The 24,714-nt window shown below is 71.8% G+C and carries 23 protein-coding genes and 1 pseudogene; 11 read left to right on the top strand and 13 right to left on the bottom strand.

The window, feature by feature from the left end; genetic code table 11:
• Positions 1–251: pseudogene (locus ACFZDE_RS37590) on the bottom strand (cytochrome ubiquinol oxidase subunit I); the annotation flags it as partial.
• Positions 248–1,213, bottom strand: coding sequence for a cytochrome c oxidase subunit II (coxB, locus tag ACFZDE_RS37585; protein ID WP_390997956.1), 966 nt, complete (start codon positions 1,211–1,213; stop codon positions 248–250). The gene coxB and the pseudogene ACFZDE_RS37590, both read right to left, overlap by 4 nt.
• 265 nt (positions 1,214–1,478) lie before the next feature.
• Here coxB and ACFZDE_RS37580 point away from each other — a divergent pair, with 265 nt between their 5' ends.
• Positions 1,479–2,858: an aminotransferase class V-fold PLP-dependent enzyme gene (locus ACFZDE_RS37580; RefSeq protein WP_391212693.1), complete on the top strand. Its 1,380-nt coding sequence runs from the start codon at positions 1,479–1,481 to the stop codon at positions 2,856–2,858.
• A gap of 61 nt (positions 2,859–2,919) precedes the next feature.
• Here ACFZDE_RS37580 and ACFZDE_RS37575 read toward each other — a convergent pair whose 3' ends face one another.
• Complete coding sequence (locus ACFZDE_RS37575; protein ID WP_391212682.1) at positions 2,920–3,894, bottom strand: PfkB family carbohydrate kinase; 975 nt, start codon at positions 3,892–3,894, stop codon at positions 2,920–2,922.
• Between the two features lie 134 nt (positions 3,895–4,028).
• Between ACFZDE_RS37575 and ACFZDE_RS37570 the strand changes: the two genes are divergently transcribed.
• Both ACFZDE_RS37570 and ACFZDE_RS37565 read left to right on the top strand, forming a co-directional pair.
• Positions 4,029–4,235: a hypothetical protein gene (locus tag ACFZDE_RS37570; RefSeq protein ID WP_391212675.1), complete on the top strand. Its 207-nt coding sequence runs from the start codon at positions 4,029–4,031 to the stop codon at positions 4,233–4,235.
• Between the two features lie 146 nt (positions 4,236–4,381).
• Complete coding sequence (locus ACFZDE_RS37565) at positions 4,382–6,325, top strand: hypothetical protein (RefSeq protein ID WP_391212670.1); 1,944 nt, start codon at positions 4,382–4,384, stop codon at positions 6,323–6,325.
• 114 nt (positions 6,326–6,439) lie between these two features.
• On the opposite strand, the gene ACFZDE_RS37560 is transcribed toward ACFZDE_RS37565, so the two are convergent.
• Positions 6,440–6,796, bottom strand: a complete 357-nt coding sequence (locus tag ACFZDE_RS37560) for an iron-sulfur cluster assembly accessory protein (protein WP_031109243.1) — start codon at positions 6,794–6,796, stop codon at positions 6,440–6,442.
• A 281-nt stretch (positions 6,797–7,077) separates the two neighbouring features.
• Here ACFZDE_RS37560 and nadA point away from each other — a divergent pair, with 281 nt between their 5' ends.
• Positions 7,078–8,274, top strand: coding sequence for a quinolinate synthase NadA (gene nadA / locus ACFZDE_RS37555; protein WP_390997944.1), 1,197 nt, complete (start codon positions 7,078–7,080; stop codon positions 8,272–8,274).
• Between the two features lie 63 nt (positions 8,275–8,337).
• On the opposite strand, the gene ACFZDE_RS37550 is transcribed toward nadA, so the two are convergent.
• The 5 genes from ACFZDE_RS37550 to ACFZDE_RS37530 all read right to left on the bottom strand — a co-directional run bounded on the left by ACFZDE_RS37550 (position 8,338) and on the right by ACFZDE_RS37530 (position 14,752).
• On the bottom strand, positions 8,338–11,457 hold the full coding sequence (locus ACFZDE_RS37550) for an efflux RND transporter permease subunit (protein WP_391212655.1): 3,120 nt from the start codon (positions 11,455–11,457) through the stop codon (positions 8,338–8,340).
• A 160-nt stretch (positions 11,458–11,617) separates the two neighbouring features.
• Positions 11,618–12,301: a response regulator gene (locus tag ACFZDE_RS37545; protein WP_390997938.1), complete on the bottom strand. Its 684-nt coding sequence runs from the start codon at positions 12,299–12,301 to the stop codon at positions 11,618–11,620.
• A complete protein-coding gene (locus ACFZDE_RS37540) occupies positions 12,298–13,518 on the bottom strand; it encodes a histidine kinase (RefSeq protein ID WP_390997936.1) in 1,221 nt (406 codons plus the stop codon). Before ACFZDE_RS37540 ends, ACFZDE_RS37545 begins: the two co-directional genes overlap by 4 nt.
• A gap of 146 nt (positions 13,519–13,664) precedes the next feature.
• Positions 13,665–13,943, bottom strand: coding sequence for a hypothetical protein (locus ACFZDE_RS37535; protein WP_391212632.1), 279 nt, complete (start codon positions 13,941–13,943; stop codon positions 13,665–13,667).
• A gap of 23 nt (positions 13,944–13,966) precedes the next feature.
• Entirely contained in the window at positions 13,967–14,752 is a 786-nt protein-coding gene (locus tag ACFZDE_RS37530; RefSeq protein ID WP_390997931.1) for a PspA/IM30 family protein, read from the bottom strand.
• Between the two features lie 316 nt (positions 14,753–15,068).
• On the opposite strand from ACFZDE_RS37530, the gene ACFZDE_RS37525 reads away from it, so the two are divergent.
• On the top strand, positions 15,069–15,668 hold the full coding sequence (locus tag ACFZDE_RS37525) for a DUF3043 domain-containing protein (protein ID WP_390997928.1): 600 nt from the start codon (positions 15,069–15,071) through the stop codon (positions 15,666–15,668).
• 83 nt (positions 15,669–15,751) lie between these two features.
• The gene (locus ACFZDE_RS37520; RefSeq protein ID WP_391212621.1) at positions 15,752–16,453 is read left to right on the top strand and encodes a methyltransferase domain-containing protein; all 702 of its coding nucleotides are present in this window, start codon (positions 15,752–15,754) and stop codon (positions 16,451–16,453) included.
• A 51-nt stretch (positions 16,454–16,504) separates the two neighbouring features.
• Here the strand turns inward: ACFZDE_RS37520 and ACFZDE_RS37515 are convergent, their stop codons facing one another.
• Positions 16,505–16,717: a hypothetical protein gene (locus ACFZDE_RS37515; RefSeq protein WP_030837510.1), complete on the bottom strand. Its 213-nt coding sequence runs from the start codon at positions 16,715–16,717 to the stop codon at positions 16,505–16,507.
• Between the two features lie 212 nt (positions 16,718–16,929).
• Here ACFZDE_RS37515 and ACFZDE_RS37510 point away from each other — a divergent pair, with 212 nt between their 5' ends.
• Positions 16,930–18,129, top strand: a complete 1,200-nt coding sequence (locus tag ACFZDE_RS37510) for a bifunctional adenosylcobinamide kinase/adenosylcobinamide-phosphate guanylyltransferase (RefSeq protein ID WP_390997921.1) — start codon at positions 16,930–16,932, stop codon at positions 18,127–18,129.
• A gap of 28 nt (positions 18,130–18,157) precedes the next feature.
• Here the strand turns inward: ACFZDE_RS37510 and ACFZDE_RS37505 are convergent, their stop codons facing one another.
• Positions 18,158–19,204 carry a methyltransferase domain-containing protein gene (locus tag ACFZDE_RS37505; RefSeq protein WP_391212605.1) on the bottom strand — a complete coding sequence of 349 codons (1,047 nt, stop codon included), beginning with the start codon at positions 19,202–19,204 and terminating at the stop codon, positions 18,158–18,160.
• Between the two features lie 139 nt (positions 19,205–19,343).
• On the opposite strand from ACFZDE_RS37505, the gene cobT reads away from it, so the two are divergent.
• Positions 19,344–20,504, top strand: coding sequence for a nicotinate-nucleotide--dimethylbenzimidazole phosphoribosyltransferase (gene cobT, locus ACFZDE_RS37500; protein ID WP_391212597.1), 1,161 nt, complete (start codon positions 19,344–19,346; stop codon positions 20,502–20,504).
• 134 nt (positions 20,505–20,638) lie between these two features.
• Positions 20,639–21,337, top strand: coding sequence for a hypothetical protein (locus tag ACFZDE_RS37495; protein ID WP_391212585.1), 699 nt, complete (start codon positions 20,639–20,641; stop codon positions 21,335–21,337).
• Here the strand turns inward: ACFZDE_RS37495 and ACFZDE_RS37490 are convergent.
• Positions 21,277–22,038, bottom strand: a complete 762-nt coding sequence (locus ACFZDE_RS37490; RefSeq protein WP_391212579.1) for a hypothetical protein — start codon at positions 22,036–22,038, stop codon at positions 21,277–21,279. The two genes, ACFZDE_RS37495 and ACFZDE_RS37490, sit on opposite strands and share 61 nt — an antisense overlap.
• A 60-nt stretch (positions 22,039–22,098) precedes the next feature.
• Between ACFZDE_RS37490 and ACFZDE_RS37485 the strand changes: the two genes are divergently transcribed.
• Both ACFZDE_RS37485 and ACFZDE_RS37480 read left to right on the top strand, forming a co-directional pair.
• On the top strand, positions 22,099–22,881 hold the full coding sequence (locus ACFZDE_RS37485; protein ID WP_391212571.1) for an adenosylcobinamide-GDP ribazoletransferase: 783 nt from the start codon (positions 22,099–22,101) through the stop codon (positions 22,879–22,881).
• Positions 22,882–23,009: 128 nt separating this feature from the next.
• Positions 23,010–23,621: an RDD family protein gene (locus tag ACFZDE_RS37480; RefSeq protein ID WP_391212564.1), complete on the top strand. Its 612-nt coding sequence runs from the start codon at positions 23,010–23,012 to the stop codon at positions 23,619–23,621.
• On the opposite strand, the gene ACFZDE_RS37475 is transcribed toward ACFZDE_RS37480, so the two are convergent.
• On the bottom strand, positions 23,581–24,360 hold the full coding sequence (locus tag ACFZDE_RS37475) for an endo alpha-1,4 polygalactosaminidase (protein ID WP_391212557.1): 780 nt from the start codon (positions 24,358–24,360) through the stop codon (positions 23,581–23,583). The two genes, ACFZDE_RS37480 and ACFZDE_RS37475, sit on opposite strands and share 41 nt — an antisense overlap.
• Positions 24,361–24,714 lie beyond the last annotated feature (354 nt).

The following is a 24,714-nucleotide window of genomic DNA, read 5'->3' as shown; positions in this document are numbered from 1 at the left end:
TTGAACTGCTCGTTCGACATGATCTGCAGACCCGGACGGGCCAGCTCGGCGCGCATGAACAGCGCCATCACGCCACCGATGACGAAGAACGCGAAAGACGTGGCGAGGTACATCGTGCCGATCGTCTTGTGGTCTGTCGTCGTCAGCCACTTGACCACGACACTGCCGCGGTTCTGGCGCCTGACCGGCAGCTCGTCCTGGTAGTGGGACCCTGCTGCCGCGGCACCCTGGGGTTCGTTGAGGATGCTCACAGGTTGTTCGTCTCCCGGTTCTTCTCGTGGCTCGTCTGCGCGATGCCGGCAGGAACGTAACCGTTCTGCTGCTTGTCCACGAGGTCCTTGAGGTGCTGCTCGTAGCGCTCGGGGGAGACGACCTTCACGTTGAACAGCATCCGAGAGTGGTCGACGCCGCAGAGCTCGGCGCACTTGCCCATGAAGGTGCCCTCCTTGTTGGGGGTCACCTCGAAGGCGTTGGTGTGGCCCGGGATGACGTCCTGCTTCATCAGGAACGGCACCACCCAGAAGGAGTGGATGACGTCGCGCGAGGTGAGGACGAAGCGGACCGTCTTGCCCTTGGGCAGCCACAGGGTCGGGCCCGGGTTGCCCGTCTGCGGGTTCCGCGTACCGGGGGTGCCGCAGTCGTAGACGCCACCGGCGTCGGCCGGGAAGTCCTTCTTGAACCGGTCCGGGATCGCGTCCAGGTCCTTCGAGGTCTTGGCGTCCCCGGTGGAACCGGCGACCGGCTCGATGTAGTTGAAGCACCAGCTCCACTGGAAGCCGACCACGTTGACCGTGACGTCGGGCTTCTTCTTGAGGCTGAGCAGCTCGGACTCGTCACGAGCGGTGAAGTAGAACAGCACCGAGACGATGATGAGCGGAACCACGGTGTACAGCGCCTCGATGGGCATGTTGTACCGGGTCTGCGGAGGAACTTCGACCTTGGTGCGGCTGCGCCGGTGGAAGAAAGCACTCCACAGGATCAGACCCCACACCAGCACGCCGACGGCGAGCGCAGCCGCCCAGGAACCCTGCCACAGGGAGAGGATCCGGGGAGCCTCTTCCGTGGTCGGGGTGGGCATACCAAGGCGGGGGAAGTCTTCCCAGTTGTACGAGCAACCGGTGGCTGTCGCCAAGACCAGGCCCGCGGTCAGTGCCTGCAGCAGCTTCCGCCGCATCGGGCGCCGCGGCGAGCGGTCGGAGCCGTTGGGACTCACGTAGCGCCTTCCCGAGAGTCTCGCCCGCGCGGATCGGCTGCGGCCTGGCCTTCTCGCTGGTCGGTCGCGGCCCTGCGTCGGGCAGGGGTTTGGATGTTTATGCGGACCAAACCCTAGCCGACGCCCTCCGGGGGTTCTCGGGGAGGGGGGGCTACTCACCCGGGGGGTTCGCTGAATTGGCGGCTGCGGGTTGTTTGTGGTTGTTCGCGCAGTTCCCCGCGCCCCTTTGGGGACGTCTCAGTGCCGGGCGTTCTAGCGTTGAGGTGTGCCCTACTTCGATGCTGCTTCCAGCGCTCCTCTTCATCCTGTTGCCCGGCAGGCTCTGCTGGCCTCCCTCGACGAGGGGTGGGCGGATCCCGCGCGTCTGTACAAGGAGGGGCGGCGGGCCCGGATGCTGCTGGACGCGGCGCGGGAGGCCGCGGCCGAGGCGGTGGGGTGCCGGGCGGACGAGTTGACTTTCACCTCGTCGGGGACTCGTGCCGTGCACGCGGGGATCGCGGGGGCGTTGGCCGGGCGGCGGCGGGTCGGGCGCCACCTGATCGTGTCAGCGGTCGAACACTCTTCGGTACTCCATTCGGCCGAAGTACACGAGTCGCAGGGGGGCTCCGTCACCCAGGTCGCCGTGGACCGCACGGGGTTGGCCGACCCGGTGGCCTACGGCGATGCGCTGCGCGCGGACACCGCTCTGGCGTGTCTGCAGTCGGCCAATCACGAGGTGGGGACCGAGCAGCCGGTCGCGGCGGTGGCCGGGGTGTGCCGCGCGGCCGGGGTGCCGTTGCTGGTGGACGCGGCGCAGTCGCTGGGGTGGGGGCCGGTGGAGGGCGACTGGTCGCTGCTCACGGCCAGTGCGCACAAATGGGGCGGACCGTCCGGGGTCGGGCTGCTCGCCGTCCGCAAGGGGGTGCGGTTCGCTCCGCAAGGGCCGGTGGACGAGCGGGAGTCGGGGCGGGCGCCCGGTTTCGAGAACGTCCCGGCGATCGTGGCGGCGGCCGCGTCGCTGCGGGCCGTACGGGCCGAGGCGGCCGGGGAGGCGGCGCGGCTGCGCGAGCTGACGGACCGGATCCGGGCACGGGTGCCGCGGCTGGTGCCCGACGTCGAGGTGGTGGGCCACCCGGTGCGCCGGCTGCCCGGGGTCGTCACCTTCTCCTGTCTCTATGTCGACGGAGAGGCGCTGCTGCACGAGCTGGACCGGGAGGGGTTCTCGGTCTCGTCCGGGTCGTCCTGCACGAGCAGCACGCTGACGCCGAGCCATGTGCTGCGGGCGATGGGCGTGCTGAGTGAGGGAAATGTGCGGGTTTCACTGCCGTTCGGGGCGGCCGAGGAGGATGTGGAGAGGTTCCTGACCGTCCTTCCCCGGGCCGTGTCGGCCGTGCGGGAGAAGCTCGGCGCGCCGGCCGCCTCGGAGGTGGTCCGCGAGGAGAACATCCTGGTCGTCGACTCCCTCGGCAAGCGCTGCCCGATCCCGGTGATCGAGCTGGCCAAGGTCATCGGTGACGTCCCCGTGGGCGGCCTGGTCCGGGTGCTGTCGGACGACGAGGCGGCCCGCCTGGACATCCCGGCATGGTGCGAGATGAGAAATCAGGAGTACGTGGGCGAGGAGCCGGCGGACAAGGGCAGGGCGTTCCTGATCCGCCGGGCGAGCTGAGCAACCCAGGGGCGCGGGGAACTGCGCGACCAGCCCCCCACGCACCCGCACACGGCGACGGTCAGGTCAGATACCCCTGAACCTCGGTAGCCGCCTCGTCCCCGTACGCCTTGGTGAACCGCTCCATGAAGTGCGCGCGCCGCAGCTGGTACTCCTGCGTCCCCACCGTCTCGATGACGAGGGTCGCCAGCATGCAGCCGACCTGGGCGGCGCGCTCCAGGGAGACGCCCCAGGCCAGGCCCGACATGAAGCCCGCGCGGAAGGCGTCGCCGACGCCCGTGGGGTCGGCCTTGCGCTCCTCGTCCGGCGTGCCGACCTCGATCGGGTCCTCGCCCGCCCGCTCGATGCGCACACCGCGCGCGCCGAGGGTGGTCACCCGGTGGCCCACGCGGGACAGGATCTCCGCGTCGTTCCAGCCGGTCTTGGTCTCGATGAGGCCCTTCTCGTACTCGTTGGAGAAGAGGTACGTCGCCCCGTCCAGCAGGATGCGGATCTCCTCGCCGTCCATCCGGGCGATCTGCTGGGAGAAGTCGGCGGCGAACGGGATGGACCGGGAGCGGCACTCCTCGGTGTGGCGGAGCATGGCCTCCGGGTCGTCGGCGCCGATGCAGACCAGGTCGAGACCGCCGACGCGGTCGGCGACGGTCTTCAGCTCGATGAGGCGGGCCTCGCTCATGGCCCCGGTGTAGAAGGAGCCGATCTGGTTGTGGTCGGCGTCGGTCGTGCACACGAAGCGGGCGGTGTGCAGCGTGTCGGAGATGCGGACCGAGTCGGTGTCGACGCCGTGCCGCTCCAGCCAGGCCCGGTACTCGTCGAAGTCCGCGCCCGCGGCGCCGACCAGGATCGGCCGGGTGCCGAGCTGTCCCATGCCGAAGGCGATGTTCGCGGCGACGCCGCCGCGACGGACGTCGAGCTGGTCGACCAGGAACGACAGCGAGACCGTGTGCATTTGGTCCGCTACGAACTGGTCGGCGAAGCGGCCGGGGAAGGTCATGAGGTGGTCGGTGGCGATGGAGCCGGAGACTGCGATGCGCACGGCGTGGACTCTCCTGGGGGGGAGGCGGACCTTGACGGTTCACGCTATCGGGTGGGCGGGGCGTCTCTGAAGGCAACGAAACTACCCGATAGTAGATCTTTCTCGGTGACCTCGACCATGCATACGGTGCCGATATGACGAACCTCAAGGTCCACGCCCCCGTTCCGGTCGACCTGGAGGGTGACCTGGCCTCGCTGGCGGGTGACGGGGCGCGGATGGCTCCGCACTGGGCGGTCCCCCGGATCGCTTCCCGGCCGGTCTCCCCGGCTCTCATCCACGGCGTGTCGGTGCCCCCGGCGTCGGCGCGGCTGCTCGACGCCATGGAGGACTACGGAGACTGAACGGCGCACACGCGGGAACCGTGAGCTCCCCCGCTGCGTCCCATCGCTGTCCCCCGTAAAGGGGAGGCGGGATACGACCCACCAGCGGGCCCGTAGGTGACGGGCCGGGTCCCATGGGACAGCTGTGCAGCCGAAGGAGCGATGCGGTGAACACCGAGCGACCCGACAACGACGACGACGCCAGGGAAGCGGGCGCCCGCGCCGACGCCCCGGAGGTCGAGGAGCCGGGTACGGCGGACGCCGCGACCCCGGCGGAGACCGGGGGGTCACCGGAGACCGCGGAGCCTGAAGGGGCGGCGGGGGCTGAAGGGGCTGCTGAGCCCGTGGAGGCTGCCGAGACCGAAAAGACTGCTGGGGCCGCGGAGGCCGTCGAGCCTGAAAGGACTGCTGAGGCCGTCAAGCCCGAAGAGACTGCTGAGCCGGAGAAGACTGCTGAGGTCGTCGAGCCCGAAGAGACTGCTGAGCCCGTAGAGGCCGCCGAGGCGTCCGGGACTCCCGGGTCTTCCGAGGCGCCGGGTGAGGACTCGCCGGCCGCCGACGCCTCACCCGACGGCGAGTCGGCGGCCGCGGCTGTGGAGCCGGCCGGTGACCTCCCCCTCCCCGAACACGACGTACGCCCCGAACACGACGTACGCCCCGACCAGGACCTGGGCCACCCCGGCGCCGGACGCCCCCGTACGCCCGCGATCATCGCCTCCGTCGCCGCCGCCGTGCTGCTGATCGGCGGTGGCGGGGCCTGGCTCGCCTCCAACGCGTCGAGCGGGTCCGGCGGCGGTACCACCTCCGGTTCGCCCGGCGGGGACGACACTCCCCCGCAGCTCGCGCTCGACGGCTACTCGGAGTCCACGGCGGACGGCGGCAACGGCATCGCGCCCGGCGAGCCCAACCCCTACGGCGCCACCTACCGGGTCGGCGGCCCGCTGCCGGAGGGTCCCGCCACGGCGCCGGTGTACCGGGCGCGGGGCGAGGTCACCAAGGCGGACGTGGCCCGGCTGGCGAAGGCCCTCGGGGTCGAGGGGACGCCGGTGGCGCAGGGCGAGGCATGGAAGATCGGCGGCCAGGACGGGTCGGGGCCGAGCCTGGAGGTGAACCGGCAGGCGCCGGGGTCCTGGACGTTCAGCCGGTACGCCCCGGGCACCGACAACTGCAAGGGCACCGAGACCTGCACCGCCCCGAAGGACGGCGGCACACCGGTGAGCGAGGAGGCGGCCGAGAAGGCCGCGGCGCCCGTGCTGAAGGCCGTGGGTCAGGACGACGCGAAGCGTGACGCGAGCCAGGTCATGGGGGCCCAGCGGGTGGTGAACGCCGCTCCCGAGGTGGGCGGGCTGCCCACGCACGGCTGGACGACCGGGATCAATGTGGGCTCGGACGGCGAGGTCGTCGGCGGCAGCGGACAGCTGAAGACGCCGGTGGAGAGCGACACGTACCCGGTGGTCGGCGCGGAGAAGGCGCTGGAGCTGATGAACGGGCAGCCGAAGAGCGACCCCCGGATGGGCATCGGTGGCTGCGCCAGTCCCGTGCCGCTGGAGGACCGTCTGGAGCAGCCCTGTGAGCAGCCGTCGGGCGATGCCTCCGGGCAGGACACGGTGACGGTGAAGGGCGCGGTGTTCGGGCTGGCCGCGCACGTCGTGGACGGACGGCAGGCGCTGGTGCCGTCCTGGCTGTTCGAGGTGACGGCGCCGGGTGCGAAGGACCCGTTCACGGTGACGTACCCGGCGGTGGAGCCGAAGTACCTGGCCTCCCCCGAGCCGAGCGAGCCGAGTGACCGGCCGACCTCGGCTCCCGGGCCGCGCGAGGTGGAGGTGGACGGCTACCGGGCCGAGGGCTCGGAGCTGACGGTGACCTTCACGGGCGGGGTGTGCGCCGACTACGACGTGAAGGCGAGCGAGAAGGGCGACGAGGTGACGGTCTCGGTGACGTCGACCCCGTGGCCGGACAAGGTCTGCGTGATGATCGCCAAGCAGTTCCAGAAGACCGTGCGGCTCGACGAGCCGCTCGGTGACCGGGCCGTCGTGAACGAGGACGGCGAGGCGGTGCCGCTGGCCAAGGAGGGTGCGCGGCTGCCCGCTCCCCCGACGCGGGAGCGGTAGGAGCGGCAGACGGCGCGAAGGCGGCGGCCCCGTCGGAGGGGGCCGCCGCCTTCGTCGTGTTCGCTGCCGCCGTGGCGGCCTCGTGTCCGCGGCCGCCGGAGCGGCTCGGCAGGCTCAGCTGAAGGAGTCGCCGCAGGCGCAGGAGCCCGTCGCGTTCGGGTTGTCGATCGTGAAGCCCTGCTTCTCGATGGTGTCCACGAAGTCGATCGTGGCACCGCCCAGGTACGGGGCGCTCATGCGGTCGGTGACCACCTTCACACCGCCGAAGTCCTTCTCGACGTCGCCGTCGAGGGCGCGCTCGTCGAAGAAGAGCTGGTAGCGCAGGCCTGAGCAACCGCCGGGCTGGACGGCGACCCGCAGCGCGAGGTCTTCGCGGCCTTCCTGGTCGAGCAGCGCCTTGACCTTGGACGCGGCGGCGTCGGTCAGGATGATGCCGTCGGTGACGGTGCTGGTCTCGTCCGATACGGACATCTACATCTCTCCCGGGTTGTACGGAGACTGCTTGCCGACGGTTGCAACCGGCGGGGCCGCGGATTCATTCCGGGCCGGGCGCTCGATCTCGGCTCCTTTTCATGCTCGCACACGCGCCCGGAACCGGAAAACGTCTCTTTCGGGGTCTTCCGGGAATGAACGGCGGCCGACGGGGATTCACGTCACACAGACGCTATGGCCATCGTCAAAGTGACGTGAAGCGGTTATGATAGATAGCGTCAAATCGACGAAAAGTCGCAGAAACAGAAAGGGTGCGTGTCGTGACCACCGCCCAGACCCAGGAGCTCGACGTACAGCCGACGCCCCTCGCCCTGCTGCTCCTCGGCCGTGAGGCCGACCCGAGGAGCGAGCGCGGTGTGGAGTGTCCCGGCGACCTGCCCTCGCCGTCCGACCCGGACCTGGTGGAGCGTGCCCGTAAGGCGAAGGAGAAGCTCGGGGACAAGGTCTTCGTGCTCGGCCACCACTACCAGCGCGACGAGGTCATCCAGTTCGCCGATGTGACCGGTGACTCCTTCAAGCTGGCCCGGGACGCCGCCGCCCGCCCGGAGGCCGAGTACATCGTCTTCTGCGGCGTGCACTTCATGGCGGAGTCCGCGGACATCCTGACCTCCGAGGACCAGAAGGTCGTGCTGCCCGACCTCGCCGCCGGCTGCTCGATGGCCGACATGGCGACGGCCGAGCAGGTCGCCGAGTGCTGGGACGTGCTGACCGAGGCCGGCATAGCCGAGCAGGTCGTGCCCGTCTCGTACATGAACTCCTCCGCGGACATCAAGGCGTTCACGGGGAAGCACGGCGGCACGATCTGCACCTCGTCCAACGCCAAGCGCGCCCTGGACTGGGCCTTCGAGCAGGGGGAGCCTTCGGCAACAAAGGTCCTCTTCCTGCCTGACCAGCACCTCGGCCGCAACACCGCCGTCCGGGACATGGGCATGTCCCTGGAGGACTGCGTCGTCTACAACCCGCACAAGCCGAACGGCGGGCTGACGGCCGACCAGCTGCGCGCGGCGAAGATGATCCTGTGGCGCGGCCACTGCTCGGTGCACGGCCGCTTCAGCCTGGACTCCGTCAACGACGTGCGCGAGCGCATCCCCGGCGTGAACGTCCTGGTCCACCCCGAGTGCAAGCACGAGGTCGTGGCCGCCGCCGACTACGTCGGTTCGACCGAGTACATCATCAAGGCCCTGGAGGCGGCCCCGGCCGGATCCAAGTGGGCCATCGGCACGGAGCTGAACCTGGTCCGCCGCCTGGCGAACCGTTTCGCGCCCGAGGGCAAGGAGATCGTCTTCCTCGACAAGACGGTCTGCTTCTGCTCGACCATGAACCGCATCGACCTCCCCCACCTGGTCTGGACCCTGGAGTCCCTGGCCGAGGGCAACCTGGTCAACCGCATCGAGGTGGACAAGGAGACGGAGGCCTTCGCGAAGCTGGCCCTGGAGCGGATGCTGGCGCTGCCGTAACGGCCCCCGCGCAGAGCGAAGGCCCACCCGGAAGTCCGGGTGGGCCTTCGTCGTCCTACGGGGTCAGACCTGCGCCGGCTCCGGCTCCTGCGCGGTCTCCTCCTGGACCGGCAGGCCCTTCTTCGCCGCTCGCTTCTTCGCCCGGCGCTCCTTGCGGAGTTCGAGCATCGCGTACAGCGTCGGGACGAGGAGCAGGGTGAGCAGCGTCGACGTCACCAGGCCGCCGATCACGACCACGGCCAGCGGCTGGGCGATGAAGCCGCCCTCGCCGGTGATGCCGAGGGCCATCGGCAGCAGGGCGAAGATCGTCGCCAGGGCGGTCATGAGGATCGGGCGCAGCCGGTGCCGGCCGCCCTCGATCACCGCCTCGACGACGCCGTACCCCTGCTTGCGGTACTGGTTGATCAGGTCGATCAGCACGATCGCGTTCGTCACCACGATGCCGATCAGCATCAGCATGCCGATCATGGCCGGGACGCCCATCGGGGTGCCGGTGGCCAGCAGCAGGCCGATCGCGCCGGTGGCGGCGAATGGGATGGAGACCAGCAGGATCAGCGGCTGGACCAGCGACCGGAAGGTGCCGACCAGCAGCATGAAGACGATCGCGATGGCCGCCAGCATCGCCAGGCCCAGGTTGGCGAACGCCTCGTCCTGGTCCTCGGAGACACCGCCGATCGACGCCGTGGCGCCGTCCGGGAGCTTCAGCGCGTCGATCTCGCTCTGGAGCTTGGTGCTGACCGCGCCGGTGTTGTCGCCGACCGGCTTGGCGGTGATGGTGGCCGCGCGCTGGCCGTCGATGCGGGTCATGGAGACCGGGCCGTCGACCAGCTTGACGGTGGCGATGTCGCCGAGCTTCACCGCCGCGCCCAGGCGCAGGTCCTTCAGCTGCTTCAGGGTGGTGGCGGGCTCGGCCGAGCGGATGACGACATCGCGCTCGGTGTCGTCCAGGACCGCCTTGGCCGCCGGGGTGCCGCGCACGGCCTGGGCGACGGCGCCGCCGAGGGTCTGGTCGTTGAACCCGGCCGCGGCCGCCTTGGCGTTGGCCTTGACCGAGATGCGCGGCACGCTCTGCGAGAGGTCGCTGGTGACGTCCGTGACGTCGTCGAGCGAGGCGACCGTCTTGCGGACCTCCTCCGACGCCGTACGCAGCACGTCGGCGTCGGCGGCCTTCACCACCACGCTGAGGTCCTGGGCGCCGAAGCCGTCGCCGGCGGTGATGGTGGTGGTGCCGATGCCCTTCAGCCCGGCCAGGCCCTTCTCGATGCCGTCCTGGACGTTCTCGGCGGAGGCCGAGTCCTCCAGCATCACCTGGTACGAGGCCTGGTTGGTGTCCGTGCCGCCGCCGAAGGCGGCCAGGAAGCCGGACGAGCCGATGGTGACCTGGTAGTCCTTCACGCCCTCGGTGTCGGCGAGCAGCCGCTCGACCTTCTTCGCCTGGACGTCGGTGGCCGCCAGGCTGGTGCCGGGCTTCAGCTCCTGCTTGACCGTGAGGACCTCGACCTCGCCCTGGTCGAAGAAGTTCGTCTTCAGCAGCGGCGCCATGCCGAACGTGCCGACGAGTACGACGATCGCGAGGGCGACGCTGGTGAGCCGGCGGCGGGTCGCGAACCGCAGGACCGGGACGTAGATGCGCTGGAGGCGGCTCTTGGCCTCCTTCTCCTCGGCGATCCGGCGGGCCTCGGCCGCGTCCTCCGGGGTGCCCTTGGGCGGGCGCAGGAACCAGTACGACAGGACCGGCACGACCGTCAGGGAGACCAGGAGCGACGCGAGCAGGGCGGCCGTCACGGTCAGGCTGAACGAGCCGAACAGCTCGCCCACCATGCCGCCGACCAGGCCGATCGGCAGGAACACCGCGACGGTGGTGAGCGTCGAGGACGTCACCGCGCCGGCGACTTCACGGACCGCCTGGAGGATCGCCGAGTGACGCTCCTCGCCGTAGCCGAGGTGGCGCTTGATGTTCTCCAGGACCACGATCGAGTCGTCGACGACCCGGCCGATGGCGATGGTCAGGGCGCCCAGCGTCAGGACGTTCAGCGACAGGTCGCGCGTCCACAGCACGATCAGGGCGAGGACCACCGACAGCGGGATGGACACCGCGGTCACGAGGGTGGAGCGGATCGACGCCAGGAAGACCAGGATCACCAGGACGGCGAAGAGCAGACCGAGCGCGCCCTCGGTGGTCAGGCCCTTGATGGACTTCGAGACCGCCGGGCCCTGGTCGCTGACGACGGTGAGGGTGGCGCCCGAGCCGAGGTCCTTGCGCAGCTCGGGGAGCTTGTCCTGGACGGCGTCGGAGATGGCGACCGCGCTGCCGTCGCGGTCCATGGTGACGGCGACGGCGAGGCTGGGCTTGCCGTCGGTACGGGTGATGGAGTCGGCCGGGGCCTCCTGCTGCTTCACCGTGGCCACGTCGCCGAGGCGCACCGGCTTGCCCTTGCCGGGCTCGCCCGTGACCATCAGGTCCTGGATCTGCTTCAGCGAGGTGAGACCGCCGCCGACCTGGACGGTGCGGTTGGCGCCGTCCTCGTCGAAGGAGCCCGCCGGGACGGTGGCGCCGCCGGCCTTGAGCGCCTCGGAGACGGACAGCGAGGTCAGGCCCGCCTTGGCGAGCTTCGCGTCGTCGGGGGTGACGGTGACCTGGAGGTCGCGCACCCCGTCGACGGTGACCTGGCCGACGCCGTCGATGCTCTTGAGGTCCGGCACGACGGTCTTGTCGAGCTGGTCGGCCAGGGCCTGCTGGTCGCGGCCGGAGGTGACGGCGAGGACGACGGTGGGGATGTCGTCCGTGGAACCGGCGACGACCTGCGGGTCGACGTCGTCCGGGAGCTGGACGCGGGCCCGGTTGACGGCCTGCTGAACGTCGGCGACCAGCTGCTCGGTGCCGCTGCCGTAGTCGAAGGACGCCATGATCACGGCGTTGCCCTCGCTGGCGGTGGAGGTGACGCCGCTGATGCCGTCGACGGCTTCGAGGCTGTCCTCGATGGGCTCGACGACCTGCTTCTCGACCACGTCCGGGGACGCACCCTGGTACGGCGCCAGTACGGACACCATGGGCAGTTCGATGGTGGGCAGCAGCTGCTGCTTGAGCTGGGGTATCGCGATCGCCCCGAAGACGAGCGCGATGATCGACATCAGCCCGATCAAGGCCCGTTGCGCGAGGCTGAACCTGGACAGCCAGGACATGGGTGAGGGTCTCTCTTCTGTTTAGCGGCAGAAGCGGCAGCGGACGCGCGGACGAGCGCCCGCCTTTACACCCTGAGTCATGCGGGAAGCGGGTTTCGTAGCCCCCAGGTCCAAATCCTTATGCGGCGCATACTCCGGCCGCAGTACGCCCGGGTCGAGCTCACTCCACCCTTGGGCGGACCAGACCGGATTCGTACGCGGTGACGACGAGCTGGGCGCGGTCCCGGGCGCCGAGCTTGGCCATGGCCCGGTTGACATGCGTCTTCACCGTCAGCGGACTGACTTCGAGGCGCTCGGCGATCTCGTCGTTGGAGTGCCCTCCGGCGACCTGGACCAGCACCTCGCGCTCCCGGACGGTGAGCGAGTCGAGCCGTTCGCCGCGGGCCGGGTCGCGGTCGCCGTCGGCCGGGTCGTCCGTGGCGAGGAACCGGGCGATCAGACCGGTGGTGGCCGCCGGGGAGAGCAGGGCCTGCCCACCGGCCGCGATCCGGATGGCGTTCAGCAGTTCCTCGGGCTCGGAGCCCTTGCCGAGGAAGCCGGAGGCGCCCGCCCGCAGCGACTGCACGACGTAGTCGTCGACCTCGAACGTCGTCAGGATCACCACCCGGACGTCGGCGAGCTCGGGGTCGGCGCTGATCATGCGGGTCGCGGCGAGACCGTCGGTGCCCGGCATGCGGATGTCCATCAGCACGACGTCGGCGCGCTGCTCCTTCGACAGCCGGACCGCTTCCGCGCCGTCGGACGCCTCGCCGACCACCTCCATGTCGGGCTCGGAGTCGACGAGCACGCGAAAGGCGCTGCGCAGCAGCGCCTGGTCGTCGGCGAGCAGGACACGGATGGTCATGCGGGGTCCTCCCCGGTCGGTGTGCGGTTCTTGAGCGGCAGGATCGCATGGACGCGGAAGCCGCCGCCGTAGCGGGGACCGGTGGTGAGGGTGCCGCGCAGGGCGCTGACGCGCTCGCGCATGCCGAGCAGCCCGTGGCCGCCGCCGCTGTCCTGGGTCTCGTTCTCGCCGCTGCCGTCGTCGAGCACGGTGATCTCGATGTTCGGTCCGACGCGTACGACGCTGATCTCGGCCCTGGCCCGGGGCCCGGCGTGCTTCTGCACGTTGGTGAGGGCCTCCTGGATGATCCGGTAGGCGGCCAGGTCGACGGCGGCGGGAAGGGTGGTGCCCTGGTCGGCGCGGGCCACCTCGACGTGCAGTCCGGCGTTGCGGAAGGTGCCGGTGAGTTCGTCGAGGCGGTCCAGGCCCGGGGCGGGTTCGGTGGGGGCCTCCGGGTCGCCGGACTGCCGGAGCAGGCCGACGGTGGCGCGGAGCTCGCCCAGCGCGGAGCGGCTGGCCTCGCGGACGTGTGCGAGGGCCTCCTTGGCCTGGTCGGGGCGCTTGTCCATCACGTGGGCCGCGACCCCGGCCTGCACGTTGACCAGGGCGATGTGATGGGCGACCACGTCGTGCAGGTCCCGGGCGATGCGCAGCCGTTCCTCGGCGACCCGGCGGCGGGCCTCCTCCTCGCGGGTGCGCTCGGCCCGCTCCGCGCGTTCCCGGATGGCCTGGACGAAGGCGCGGCGGCTGCGGACGGCGTCACCGGCGGTGGCGCCGATGCCGGTCCAGGCGAAGATGCCGAGGTTCTCCTGGGCGTACCAGGGCAGTGGTCCGGCGGCCATGGCGGCGCCGGTCAGCACGGTCATGGTGAGCAGGCCGACCCGCCAGGTGGTGGGGCGGTCGGTGGTGGAGGCGACGGTGTAGAGGGCGATCACCGCGGACATCGCGACGGGGGCGCGGGGGTCGCCGGTGACGGACTCGATGACGGACAGGGTGCCGGTGAGGGCGAGGACCGCCATGGGGGCGCGGCGGCGGAAGACCAGGGCCGCGGCGCCGAGGGTCATGAGGACGAGGCTGAGGGGGTCGGGGGTGCGCAGGACCCAGTTGACGCTGTCGCGGTGCCGGGGTTCCACGAAGGAGCCGGCGACCATGCAGACCAGGACGGCGGCGGCCAGGACGGCGTCCAGGGCCAGGGGGTGCGCTTTGGCCTGGTGTCTGGCCCGCGCGAGGGTGCTCACGGGTGTTTACGGTAGCCGGGCCGTCTGGGGGTGTGTGAGGTGCCGGGCGCTGGGGCTGAGGTCGGGGCGTTGGCGCAACCCGGCGGAGCGGGGTGCCGCTGCGCCCACCCGTGCCGCCCCTAGCGGCACGCATGCCCGCATCGGGGTCAGCCTGGGATCAAGCCGTCGTCGCTGAGCAGCTCCCGGACCTCCTCCAGGGTCGCGTCGGGGGACGGCAGGATCAGTTCCGACGGTTCCAGGGAGTCGTCCGGGAGGGGGTCGCCGAGGTCGCGGACCCTGGACAGGAGGGCCTGGAGGGTGCGGCGGAAGCCGGGGCCGTCGCCCTTCTCCATCTCCGCGAGGAGTTCGTCGTCCAGCTCGTTCAGCTCGGCGAGGTGGCCGTCGGCCAGCCTCACCTGGCCCTCCCCCATGATCCGTACGATCATGTCGCCCTCCTAGGCGTGGACCCCTACTGCTTGTCGAAGCGCGGAGTGTCCTGCGGCTGCTGCTGGGCCTGCTGCCCGTCGGAGCCGCCCTCGATGGCCTGCTGTCCGCCGCTCGGCCCGCCGGCCAGCTCGGCCTTCATGCGCTGCAGCTCCAGCTCTACATCCGTACCACCGGAGAGCCGGTCCAGCTCGGCCTGGATGTCGTCCTTGTGCATGCCGGAGGGGTCGTCGAGGGCGCCGGAGGCGAGCAGCTCGTCGATCGCGCCGGCGCGGGCCTGGAGCTGGGCGGTCTTGTCCTCGGCGCGCTGGATGGCCAGGCCGACGTCGCCCATCTCCTCGGAGATGCCGGAGAAGGCCTCGCCGATCCGGGTCTGCGCCTGCGCCGCCGTGTACGTCGCCTTGATCGTCTCCTTCTTCGTGCGGAAGGCGTCGACCTTGGCCTGGAGCCGCTGGGCCGCGAGGGTGAGCTTCTCCTCCTCGCCCTGGAGCGTCGCGTGCTGGGTCTCCAGGTCGGTCACCTGCTGCTGGAGGGCGGCGCGGCGGGAGAGCGCCTCCCGGGCCAGGTCCTCACGGCCCAGCGCGAGCGCCTTGCGGCCCTGGTCCTCCAGCTTGCCGGACTGCGACTGCAGCTGGTTCAGCTGCAGTTCCAGGCGCTTGCGGCTGGTCGCCACGTCGGCGACCCCGCGGCGGACCTTCTGGAGCAGCTCCAGCTGCTTCTGGTACGAGTAATCGAGGGTTTCGCGCGGGTCCTCGGCCCGGTCAAGGGCCTTGTTCGCCTTCGCGCGGAAGATCATCCCCATACGCTTCATGACACCGCTCATGGGCTTCGCGCGCCCCCTTCTGACCGACTCCGGCAGCTGCTCCTGCGACAGAACCCACAGTACGGGCCCTGCATCCATTACCGCACTGTTCGGGGACGGATGCGCTCATCCCCAAGGACGACTGCGTACGCTCCCGCTCCGGCGTAGGGAGTAGGTGGTCCCCGGGGTCACCGGAGCCGTGCACCCCGGAATCCTCCGGAGGCGTACACAACGTCCCCTCTGTCCCCTTACAGACGACTGGTGTTGCCGGATCGTTCCCCACGGGGCTGGGGTCCATGCCCGGAAGCCCTTACCCTTGGGTTTTGTGTTCCGAAGCCGTGCGAAGGATGAGAAGGCCCAGGACGCCGTCAAGGCGCCGGTGACCGACTCCAGTCAGCCCCGTCACCCCGAGGCCCCCAAGGGCCGCCCCACGCCCAAGCGCAGCCAGGCCCAGTCCTCGCGCCGCAGCGTGGCCAACACGTCGATGACGCGCAAGGAGGCCGCCAAGCGACAGCGCGAGGAGCGCCGTACCGCGATGGAGCGGCAGCGCCAGGCGCTGGCGAGCGGCGACGAGCGCTATCTGCCCGCGCGTGACAAGGGGCCGGTCCGCCGGTTCGCGCGCGACTTCGTGGACTCGCGGTTCAACATCGCGGAGTTCTTCCTGCCGATGGCCGTGGTCATCCTCGTGCTGAGCATGGTGCGGGTGGCCGCGCTGCAGAACGTCGCGCTGCTGCTGTGGCTCGTGGTGATCGTGCTGATCGTGCTCGACTCGTTCGTCACGTCCTTCCGTCTGAAGAAGCAGCTGAACGAGCGCTTCGCGGGTGAGAACAAGCGCGGCGCCGTCGCCTACGCCCTGATGCGCTCCCTCCAGATGCGCCGGCTCCGGCTGCCGAAGCCCCAGGTCAAGCGCGGAGAGCGGCCCTGACCACGACGCCGTTCTCCGGGGGTGCGGCGGATGCCTGGCTGGACAAGCTGGGCGGGCTGCGCGATGTCGTCCGGCAGGAGCTGGTGGCCCGCCAGCTGGACGAGCAGATAGTCGGCCGGTTCCCGGTCGGCAAGCGCCTGCGGGTGCTGGACGTGGGGATGGGCCAGGGCACCCAGGCGCTGCGGCTGGCCCGGGCCGGGCACCAGGTGACCGGTCTGGAGCAGGACGCCACGATGGTCGCCGTGGCCCGGGAGTCCCTCGCCGGGGAACCGGAGGGCATCCGGGAGCGGATGCGGATCATCGAGGGCGACGGCCGGGACACCGGCGTGCACTTCCTGCCGGGCAGCTTCGACGTCGTGCTGTGCCACGGCGTCCTCATGTACGTCGAGGAGCCCGACCCGCTGCTGGCGGGCCTCGCCCGGATGCTCGCGCCGGGCGGGCTGCTGTCGCTGCTCGTGCGCAACGGGGACGCGCTCGCGATCCGGCCGGGCCTGTCCGGCGACTGGTCCGCGGCGCTGGCGGCCTTCGACACGGTCGCCTACCGGAACCGGCTCGGGCTCGACGTACGGGCCGACCGGCTGAAGGACCTGACGGCGACGCTCGCGGGGATCGGGGCGCCGCTGCACGCCTGGTACGGGGTGCGGGTGTTCACCGACACGGCGGCGGACGGCGCCGAGGCCCCGGACGACGTGGAGACGCTGCTCGCGGTGGAGGAGAAGGCCGGGCGGACCGATCCGTACCGCGGGGTGGCCGCGCTGCTGCACCTGTGCGGGGTACGCGGCTGATCCGCGGAGGAGGGGGTGTGGGCGAGGGCCGTCGGCCCCCGCCCACCGGGCTCACGCCTCGGCCGCGTGCAGGCTCATCGGCCCGTAGATCTCCGTGACGTCCTCGAACAGCCGCACCTGGTCGGCGCCGCCCTCCTGAAGGGCCTTCCAGTGCTCTCCGATCCAGGACTCGGCGTCCCCCTGGGTGGGGAACTCCTCCGGCGGCACCGCGGGCTGGACCTCCGTCCCGTCGGTCTTCTCGAACCGCCACGTCCATGCCGCCATGTACGCCTCCCATGTGTGAGCACACTGCACAGCGAAAAGCCGGATCTTGGTCCGGCCCCCTCTCAGAGCGTAAGCGCTCCGCCGGGTGGGGCGTTACAGATCGTGGTGGGCCGGTCGCGCCCGCGCGGCGGAGCCGCACATCGACACGGCCCGCGCCCCTTCGGGGGCGTCTCCATCACGCATGTCTCATGCTCACGGGTCAGAATCGGGGCGTGGAACTTACTCTGCTCGGCACCGGTGCCCCCGCGGGTCTGCCCCGCCCCGACTGTCCCTGCGCGGCCTGTGCGGCCGCTCTCGGGCCGGACGCGCGGGCGGCCACCGCGTTGCTCGTGGACGGGGCGCTGCTGCTCGACCTGACACCGGGCGCGGCGTTCGCCGCTGCGCGGGCGGGCCGTTCCCTGACCGGCGTGCGGCAGGTGCTGTTGTCGCATCCGCACAACGGTCCCGCGGTCGAGGTGCCCGCGGGGCTGCCGCAGCCCGGACGGGTTCCGGACGGGCGGGAGTTGACGCTGCTGACGGGGCACCGGGTGCGGGCGGTGGCGCTGGACGCGCCGGGCACCGGGTACGCGGTGACCGGGCCGGAGGGGCAGCGGCTGTTGTATCTGCCGCCGGGCGGGGCGCCCGCGGGTCTGGCGGAGCCGGCCGAGTCGTACGACATGGTGCTCGCGGACGTGGTGGGGCGGCCGGACGCGCTGGCGAAGCTGCGGGCGGTGGGGGCGATCGGGCCGACGACCGACGTGCTCGCCGTCCATCTGGACCACGACGTGCCGCCCGGCCCCGAGCTCGGGCGGCGGCTCGCGGCGGCCGGGGCGCGGGCCGTACCGGACGGGGTGACGCTGGCGGTGGGGGCGTACGAGGACGTGCCGGACGTGCCGCGCCGGACGCTGGTGCTGGGCGGGGCCCGTTCGGGCAAGTCGGTGGAGGCCGAGCGGCGGCTGGAGGCCTTCCCGGACGTGCTGTACGTGGCGACGGGCGGATCGCGCAACGGGGACACGGAGTGGTCCTCGCGGGTGGCGGCGCACCGGGAGCGGCGGCCGGGTTCGTGGCAGACGGTCGAGACCTGCGATCTGGTGCCGTTGCTGACGGAGGAGGGGCCGCCGCTGCTGGTCGACTGTCTGTCGTTGTGGCTGACGGACGCGATGGACTCCGTCGGGGCGTGGGACGACGCGGTGTGGGCGGAGCGGGGCGAGAAGGCCCTGCGGGAGCGGGTGCTGGAGCTCACCGAGGCGGTGCGGGGCACCCGGCGGACGGTGGTGGCCGTGTCGAACGAGGTGGGGTCGGGGATCGTGCCGTCGACGGCGTCGGGGCGGCGCTATCGCGATGAACTCGGGCGGCTGAACGCGGGGTTCGCGGCCGAGTGCGAGCACGTGCTGCTGGTGGTGGCGGGGCAGGCGGTGGTCCTGCGGGGCTGACCGGGGCGCGGCAGGACCACCGTCGGGTCTACGGGGCGGTGCGGGCGATCACCCGGTAGGTGTTCGCGAAGCGGGTGCGGCGGGTCACCGGGGCGATGAGCTGGTCGGCCAGCGCCGCCACGGCGACCAGGGGGATGCCCGCGCGGAGCAGGGCCGCGCGGGTGTGCCGCTGCACGGGGGGCGGGGGGATCGCCCGCCAGGGGGTGTCCGGGGCCGGCAGGGCGTGCGAGAGGGCCAGGGAGGTGGCGCCCGCGAGGTCGTGGGGGACGTGGACCGGGCGGTGGTCCAGCGTCAGGATCGTGCAGCCGGCCGCCTCCAGTTCCGCGCGGACGTTCTGCGGGGGCAGCAGGTGGAGGTGGCGCGGCTGGTCGTAGGGGAGCCACCAGCGGCCCAGCAGGGCGGCGAAGACGCTGCGCGGGCTCAGGGTCTCGATGAGCAGGTGGCCGCCGGGGCGCAGGACGCGGAGGGCGGCCCGGAGTTCGGCCCGGGGGTCGGGGGTGCCCTCCAGGTGGTGGAGCATGCTGACCACGTCGTAGCGGGCGCGCAGCGGGGCGGCGATCCGGGGGTCGGTGAGGCGGCCGACGTGGGCTTCCTCGACGCGCTCGGCGGTGCGGGCGCGGACCACGCGCGGGGTGGGGTCCAGGCCGTCGAAGGCGGTGTAGGGGAAGAACTGCCGGGCGGTGGCGGGGAAGCGGGCGTGGCCGGTGCCGACGTCGAGCCAGCTCTCCGGCTCGCCGCAGCGCAGCATCGCGCGGGCGGCCGAGCGGTGCCGGCGCGGGCTGCCGCGCAGGGCGAGGAGGCCGTCGCTCGCCGGGTCCCTGGGCGCCCCGCGCACGGTCCGGTGGTAGAGGGCCAGGCCCTCCACGGTGAGGCGGGGGTTCTGGAAGGTGTGCCCGCACTCCCGGCAGGAGTCGACGGTGAAGCTGCCCGGCTTGTACTGCCGCAGGTCACCGGTGCGCAGCCGGTTGCGCAGCCGGTCGGAGCCGCACCAGGGGCAGTCCTCCCGGCGCGGTTCGTGGACCGGTGTGGTCGCTTGTGGGGCGGGGGGTGCGGAGGAGACGGGCTGTGCGGGCATGGGCGGCTCCGGGCGCGAGTACGACAATCCGCTGCAAAACGGAACGTATGGGATGCCGATCTTGGGTGCAACGATGTCGCCGTGGCGGAGTGGTGACGTGGCGCCCTGCTGTTCGACCGGGGCCGGTACTGTTCGGCGAATGAGCTCGCTTAATCTCGACGACTTCACCGATCTGATCGAGCGTCCGGACGGCGGGGTCCGCCGTGACGCCGAGGCACGCCGGGAGCGACAGATCGTGCCCCCCGGATCGCTGGGCCGCCTCGACGAACTGGGTGAGTGGCTGGCGGCGGCGCAGTCCGCGGTGCCGGTCCGGCCGGTCGAACGGCCGCGGGTGGTGCTCTTCGCCGGTGACCACGGCATCGCCGAGCTGGGCGTCTCGGCCCGGCCGGCGGGCGGCGCCGGGGAGTTGGTGCGCGAGGTACTGGAGGGCGGCCGGCCGGTGTCGGTGCTGGCGCGGCGGCTGGGCGTGCCGGTGCGGATCGTCGACATGGCTCTGGACTGCGACCCCGAGGGCCTGCCGGAGGACGTCGTACGGCACCGGGTGCGGCGCGGCAGCGGCCGGATCGACATCGAGGACGCGCTGACGGCACAGGAGGCGGAGGCGGCGTTCCGGGCCGGTGTCGCGGTGGCCGACGAGGAGGCCGACGCCGGTACGGACCTGGTGGTGCTCGGCGATGTGAGCGTCGGCGGGACCACGGTGGCGGGTGTGCTGGTCGCGGCGCTGTGCGGGGTCGACGCGTCGGTCGTCACCGGGCGCGGCGGACTGGCGATCGACGACCTGGCGTGGATGCGCAAGTGCGCGGCGATCCGGGACGCCCTGCGCCGGGCCCGGCCGGTGCTCGGGGACCAGTTGCGGCTGCTGGCCGCGGTGGGCGGGGCCGATGTCGCCGCGATGACGGGCTTCCTGCTGCAGAGCGCGGTGCGCAAACTGCCGGTGGTGCTCGACGGGGTCGTGACGGCCGCGTGCGCGCTGGTCGCGCAGCGGATCGCGTTCCGGGCGCCGGACTGGTGGCTGGCCGCGCACGACAGCGGCGAGCCCGGGCAGGCCAAGGCGCTGGACCGGATGGCCCTGGAGCCGCTGCTGAACCACGGGGTGACCGTCGGGGAGGGCGCGGGAGGTCTGCTGGCCCTGCCGCTCGTGCAGGCCGCGGCGGCGCTGGCGGCCGAGCTGCCCGAGAAGCCGAAGGAGTCCGAGGAGCCCGAGGGATCCGAGCGGCCTGAGGGGTCCGAGCGGCCTGAGGGGTCTGAGGGATCCGAGCAGTCCGGGGAGGCCGGCGCGCCGGGGGCCGCCGGGCAGTAGCGGTCCCGAGATCCAGGTCACGCACGCCTGGCTCAACGTCGTCCCGTTCCGGTCGGTCTTGGAACGTGGTGTCGGTTTGACTGAGTCGCAGACACCCGCAGACGTATCCACGCACCGACGAGGACGACCGCCGGATGACCACGCTCGCCCGCTGGGCCCGCGCCGAATGGGGTGCGCTGTACGCCGCGGCGCGCGGGCCGCTGGCCGCGCGGCGGTGGCGGGCGGTGCCGATGGCGGTCACGGCCGTGTGTCTCACGGCCGTGCTGCATGTCGTGCACCACCAGTCGTGGGGTTACCGGTTCGTGCAGGACGTCGGCGCCGTGCGCGCCGAGGACCCGCTGTGGCTGGCGTTGCTGCGCACGCCGCTGTCGCTGTTCGTGCCCGCGCTGGATCTGCCGGTGTGGGGCGCGCTGGTGCAGATCCTGCTGGTGTTCGGCATCGCCGAGCTGTGCCTGGGCCGGTGGCGGACCCTGGCCGTCGCCTACGTCGCGACGCTCGCGGGCACGCTGTACGCGCGCCTGGGCATCCGGCTCGGCCCGCACTCTCCGCTCGGTCTGCCCGCCTCGGACGCCTGGGTGGTGGACACCGGGCCGTCGGCGGCCGTGGTGGGCCTGGCGGTCTTCCTGGGGTGGCGCTACCGGGCGTACGTCACGGCCTCGGTGGTCATCGTGGCGATGGTGGTCGAGGTGGTGCTCAAGGAGAACCTCGCGGGCAAGGAGCACCTCGCGGCGATCGTGGCGGTGCTGGTGCTGTGCGCGGTGGGCGAGCTGCGTCAGCGGCGTTCGAGGGACCGGGCGGGTTCGGGGTCGGGCGCGCCACCGATCCAGTCCTGAACGGCGCGCATGGGGGTCGCCCAGCGGCGGTCGTGGTGGTAGGAGCGCAGGGCGGACTTGGCCCGGGCGCGGGGCCGGTTGCGGTAGAAGCGTTTGGCCCACGGGGAGGTGGGCCGGGCCAGCCGTACGGCCGCGACCAGGGCCACGAAGGGGATGATCACGCCGACGACCGCGAGCCGGACCTTGCCCTTGAACAGGGCGATGAGGGCGAACGCGAAGTTCACCACGATGTTCACCAGGACCACGGCGCGGTTCTGCTGCTGGTCGTCGTTGAGGTCGTCGACGCCCAGCGGCGAGAAGCCGATCAGCAGCAGGCCGACCAGTGAGGCGGTGAGGACGACCATCTCCACGCTCTTTCGGCCGTCCGGGGTCCAGTACACGTCGGCGAGGTGCAGGACCAGGGCGAACTCGTCCAGCACGAGGCCCGCGCCGATGCCGAAGACCACCGCGGCCAGACACGCGCCGAAGCCGTGCCGGCCCCCGGCGACCGCTCCGAAGCCCCCGACGATCGTCAGGATGACCCCGGGGACCACGTGGTGGACATGGACGCCGCCGCTGCTGATGTTGCCGAAGGGGCCCTTGCCCGCCCGGATGAGGCGGGTGATGAGCCGGGTGATGAGGAAGGTCAGCACGAAGGCGACGAGAGCGAGAAGCAGAGGCAGCTTGCCCGGTTCGATGATGTTCCGCTCCAGCCATCCCATATGTGAACTTTATCCTCGGCTGCCGCTCCGGCTCTCCTGACCGGCGGGTAGCCTGCGCCGGTGTCCACCACTTCGCCCCTCGACGGCCTCCGCTTCGCCTTCGGCACCCTCACGGTGATCCCCGTCCGGGTGACGCGGTGGGACAGGGAGGCCGCACGCGGCGGCATGCTGTGCGCGCCGCTGGCCGGTCTCGCGGTCGGCACCGCCGCCGCCGGGCTCGGGCTTGTGCTGCTGCTCCTCGGCGCGGGCGCCCCGCTCGCCGCCGTGGCGACCGTCGCCGTACCGGCCGTCCTCACCCGGGGACTGCATCTCGACGGGCTCGCGGACACCGCCGACGGGCTGGGCAGCGGCAAGCCCGCCGAGGACGCGCTGCGGATCATGAAGCAGTCGGACATCGGGCCGTTCGGGGTCATCACCCTCGTCCTCGTCCTGCTCGCGCAGGCCGCCGCGCTCGCCCAGGCCTACGACGCCTCCCCGGGCGCGGGCGCGTGCGCCGCCGTCGTCTCGGCGACCGTCGCGCGGCTGGCCCTGACCCTGGCGGCCCGGGCCGGGGTACCGGCGGCGCGGCCGGAGGGGCTGGGGGCGGCGGTCGCGGGTGTGGTGCCGGTGCGGGGGGCCGCGGTGGCCGTCGTGGCCGTCATCGGGGCCGCCGCGGCGGTGGGTGCCCTCTTCGGGCCGTACGACACGATCCGGGCCGTACTCGCGGTCGTCCTCTCCCTGGCCGCCGCCGAAGCCCTGCTGCGGCACTGCACCCGGCGCTTCGGCGGCATCACGGGTGACGTCTTCGGCGCTCTGGCGGAGACGGCGGCGACCACGGCACTGGTCGTTGTCTCACTGGGCTGAGAACGCGTCCGTCGCCGGACCGGACCTCCTTCTGTCACCAGGCTGAAACGATCTCCGCGTGCCCCTCCTGCCCGGAGCGCCCAGCCGCTAGCTTCCTGCCGCGACACACCATCGATCGGGGGACGTTCATGCCGAAGCTGCGCCGGGTGCTGGCCTGGCTCGTCGATTTCACGCTGGTCGTGGCGCTGGCCTCGGCGCTCGCCGTACTCACCTTCCACCGGGTCTCCGCGCTCGTCACGGACGTGCCCGAACTGGCCACCCGCGGCGGCTGGGACCTGCTGACCTCGCGCGGTGACGTGCTCGACGCCTCCCAGGACCTGGGCCTCTCCCTGTGGGACAAGTCGGTGCTGTACGTCGAGCAGGCCTTCGGGCTGCTGGTGCTGACGGTGTTCCTCTACCAGTGGGCCTGCCTGGCCCTGGCCGGGCGCACCCTCGGCAAGGCCCTGACCGGGCTGAAGGTCGCCCCGCACCTCCCCGGCAGGGTCAGGGCCGCCCGGCGGGCCGCGGTCACCACCGTGACGGACGTCGCCGTGTACGCCGTCGCCTGCGTGCTGCTGGTGGAGGGTCAGCTGGTGCTGTCGGTGCTGGTGTGGGCGGTCGCCGTGGTGCTGTTCCTGCTGAACGCGCTGCCCGTACTCTCCCCCGGCCGCCGGTCCCTCGCCGACCGGGTCGCGGGCACCGCGGTCACCGGCTTCGGGCTCAGCAGGCCCGTCGCCACGCCCCTAGTTCGTACTTCTTGAGCAGTGAACTGAGCTTCAGGCGCCGCGAGTCGGCGCAGAAGCGGGCGGTGGGGAGCTCGTACTCGACGTGGAAGACGGCCTTGCCGACGGCGACGAACGGCTTCAGGGCCGCGCATTCGCCGTACTGGGCGCACTGTTCGTTGACCGCGAAGTCGAAGTCCCCGACCAGTTCCGGGATCTGGTCCAGGTCGTTCTTCAGGCCGACGGCCAGGCCCCGGTCGTGGGCCAGCCGGGCGACGAGGCGGTTGTAGCGCAGCTGGTCGGTGGCCGTGAGCTCGAAGCCCGTGTCGTTGCGGTAGCCGTCCATGTTGTCGGGCTCCACCGCGTCGAAGCCCTTGTCGCGGCACATGTCGATGCGGGCCGCCATGAGCGGCTCCAGGACGTCGGTACGGCGGATGTCGAGCCAGCGCTCGCCCTTCCAGCCGTTGCCGCGGCCGAGGACGCCCTTCGGGAAGTCGCCGGCGTCCGGGCGGAACTCCTCCCAGGCGCCGGTGGAGAGGTAGCAGATGACCTTGCGGCCGTCGCGGTGCAGCCGGGTGACGGTGTCCTCGGAGTGGTCGAAGCCGTCGATGTCGTAGACCGGCACGTCGACGGAGGTGTCCAGGCGTCCGCTGAGCTGCCACTGCCAGGCGGTACCGGGGCGGGGCCGCCAGCGGGGGCCGGGCTTGTCGTCGGGGGCCTGGACGCAGCCCGCGAGGAGCAGGACGAGCACGGTGACGAGCAGGGACGGGCGTCTCACGGGGCGTTCTCCAGGGTGTGGGGCGGCGTACCCCGAAGATGATCACCGGATCGCGACGAGTGTGACCCGGCTCACCGGTGTGAGGCGTCAGGAATTGGCCACTACGCCACCGACCGGTGAACGCCCGCAGGAATGAGCGAACGGGGCCACGCGCGTAGTCTCGTCGTCGAGTGTTCGCCGCACCTGGGAAGGCCCCGTGGTAACCGGACCCTGAGGTCGGATTAGGGTCGGTCGGCAATCTCCCGCCGGGCCCGCCCTTCGGGCGGACGACGGGAGATTGCCGCCCGGCCCTTAGGGTCGGCTTTCGGGCCCGGTCGACCCACACCGTTCGACCACTGCAACTTCACATCGGAA

This window comes from Streptomyces sp. NPDC007929 (assembly GCF_042959065.1).
GTDB lineage: Bacteria > Actinomycetota > Actinomycetes > Streptomycetales > Streptomycetaceae > Streptomyces.
This window is presented reverse-complemented; position numbering and strand designations above follow the sequence as displayed.

Bases quoted from the DNA above. Each gene is read 5' to 3' on its own strand.
- ACFZDE_RS37570 (WP_391212675.1), top strand. From the start codon at position 4,029: ATGACGAACCTCAAGGTCCACGCCCCCGTTCCGGTCGACCTGGAGGGT.
- ACFZDE_RS37490 (WP_391212579.1), bottom strand. From the start codon at position 22,038: ATGGGATGGCTGGAGCGGAACATCATCGAACCGGGCAAGCTGCCTCTG.
- ACFZDE_RS37515 (WP_030837510.1), bottom strand. From the start codon at position 16,717: ATGGCGGCATGGACGTGGCGGTTCGAGAAGACCGACGGGACGGAGGTC.
- ACFZDE_RS37495 (WP_391212585.1), top strand. From the start codon at position 20,639: ATGACCACGCTCGCCCGCTGGGCCCGCGCCGAATGGGGTGCGCTGTAC.
- cobT (WP_391212597.1), top strand. From the start codon at position 19,344: ATGAGCTCGCTTAATCTCGACGACTTCACCGATCTGATCGAGCGTCCG.
- ACFZDE_RS37530 (WP_390997931.1), bottom strand. From the start codon at position 14,752: ATGAAGCGTATGGGGATGATCTTCCGCGCGAAGGCGAACAAGGCCCTT.
- ACFZDE_RS37545 (WP_390997938.1), bottom strand. From the start codon at position 12,301: ATGACCATCCGTGTCCTGCTCGCCGACGACCAGGCGCTGCTGCGCAGC.
- ACFZDE_RS37560 (WP_031109243.1), bottom strand. From the start codon at position 6,796: ATGTCCGTATCGGACGAGACCAGCACCGTCACCGACGGCATCATCCTG.
- ACFZDE_RS37535 (WP_391212632.1), bottom strand. From the start codon at position 13,943: ATGATCGTACGGATCATGGGGGAGGGCCAGGTGAGGCTGGCCGACGGC.
- ACFZDE_RS37550 (WP_391212655.1), bottom strand. From the start codon at position 11,457: ATGTCCTGGCTGTCCAGGTTCAGCCTCGCGCAACGGGCCTTGATCGGG.
- ACFZDE_RS37480 (WP_391212564.1), top strand. From the start codon at position 23,010: ATGCCGAAGCTGCGCCGGGTGCTGGCCTGGCTCGTCGATTTCACGCTG.
- ACFZDE_RS37505 (WP_391212605.1), bottom strand. From the start codon at position 19,204: ATGCCCGCACAGCCCGTCTCCTCCGCACCCCCCGCCCCACAAGCGACC.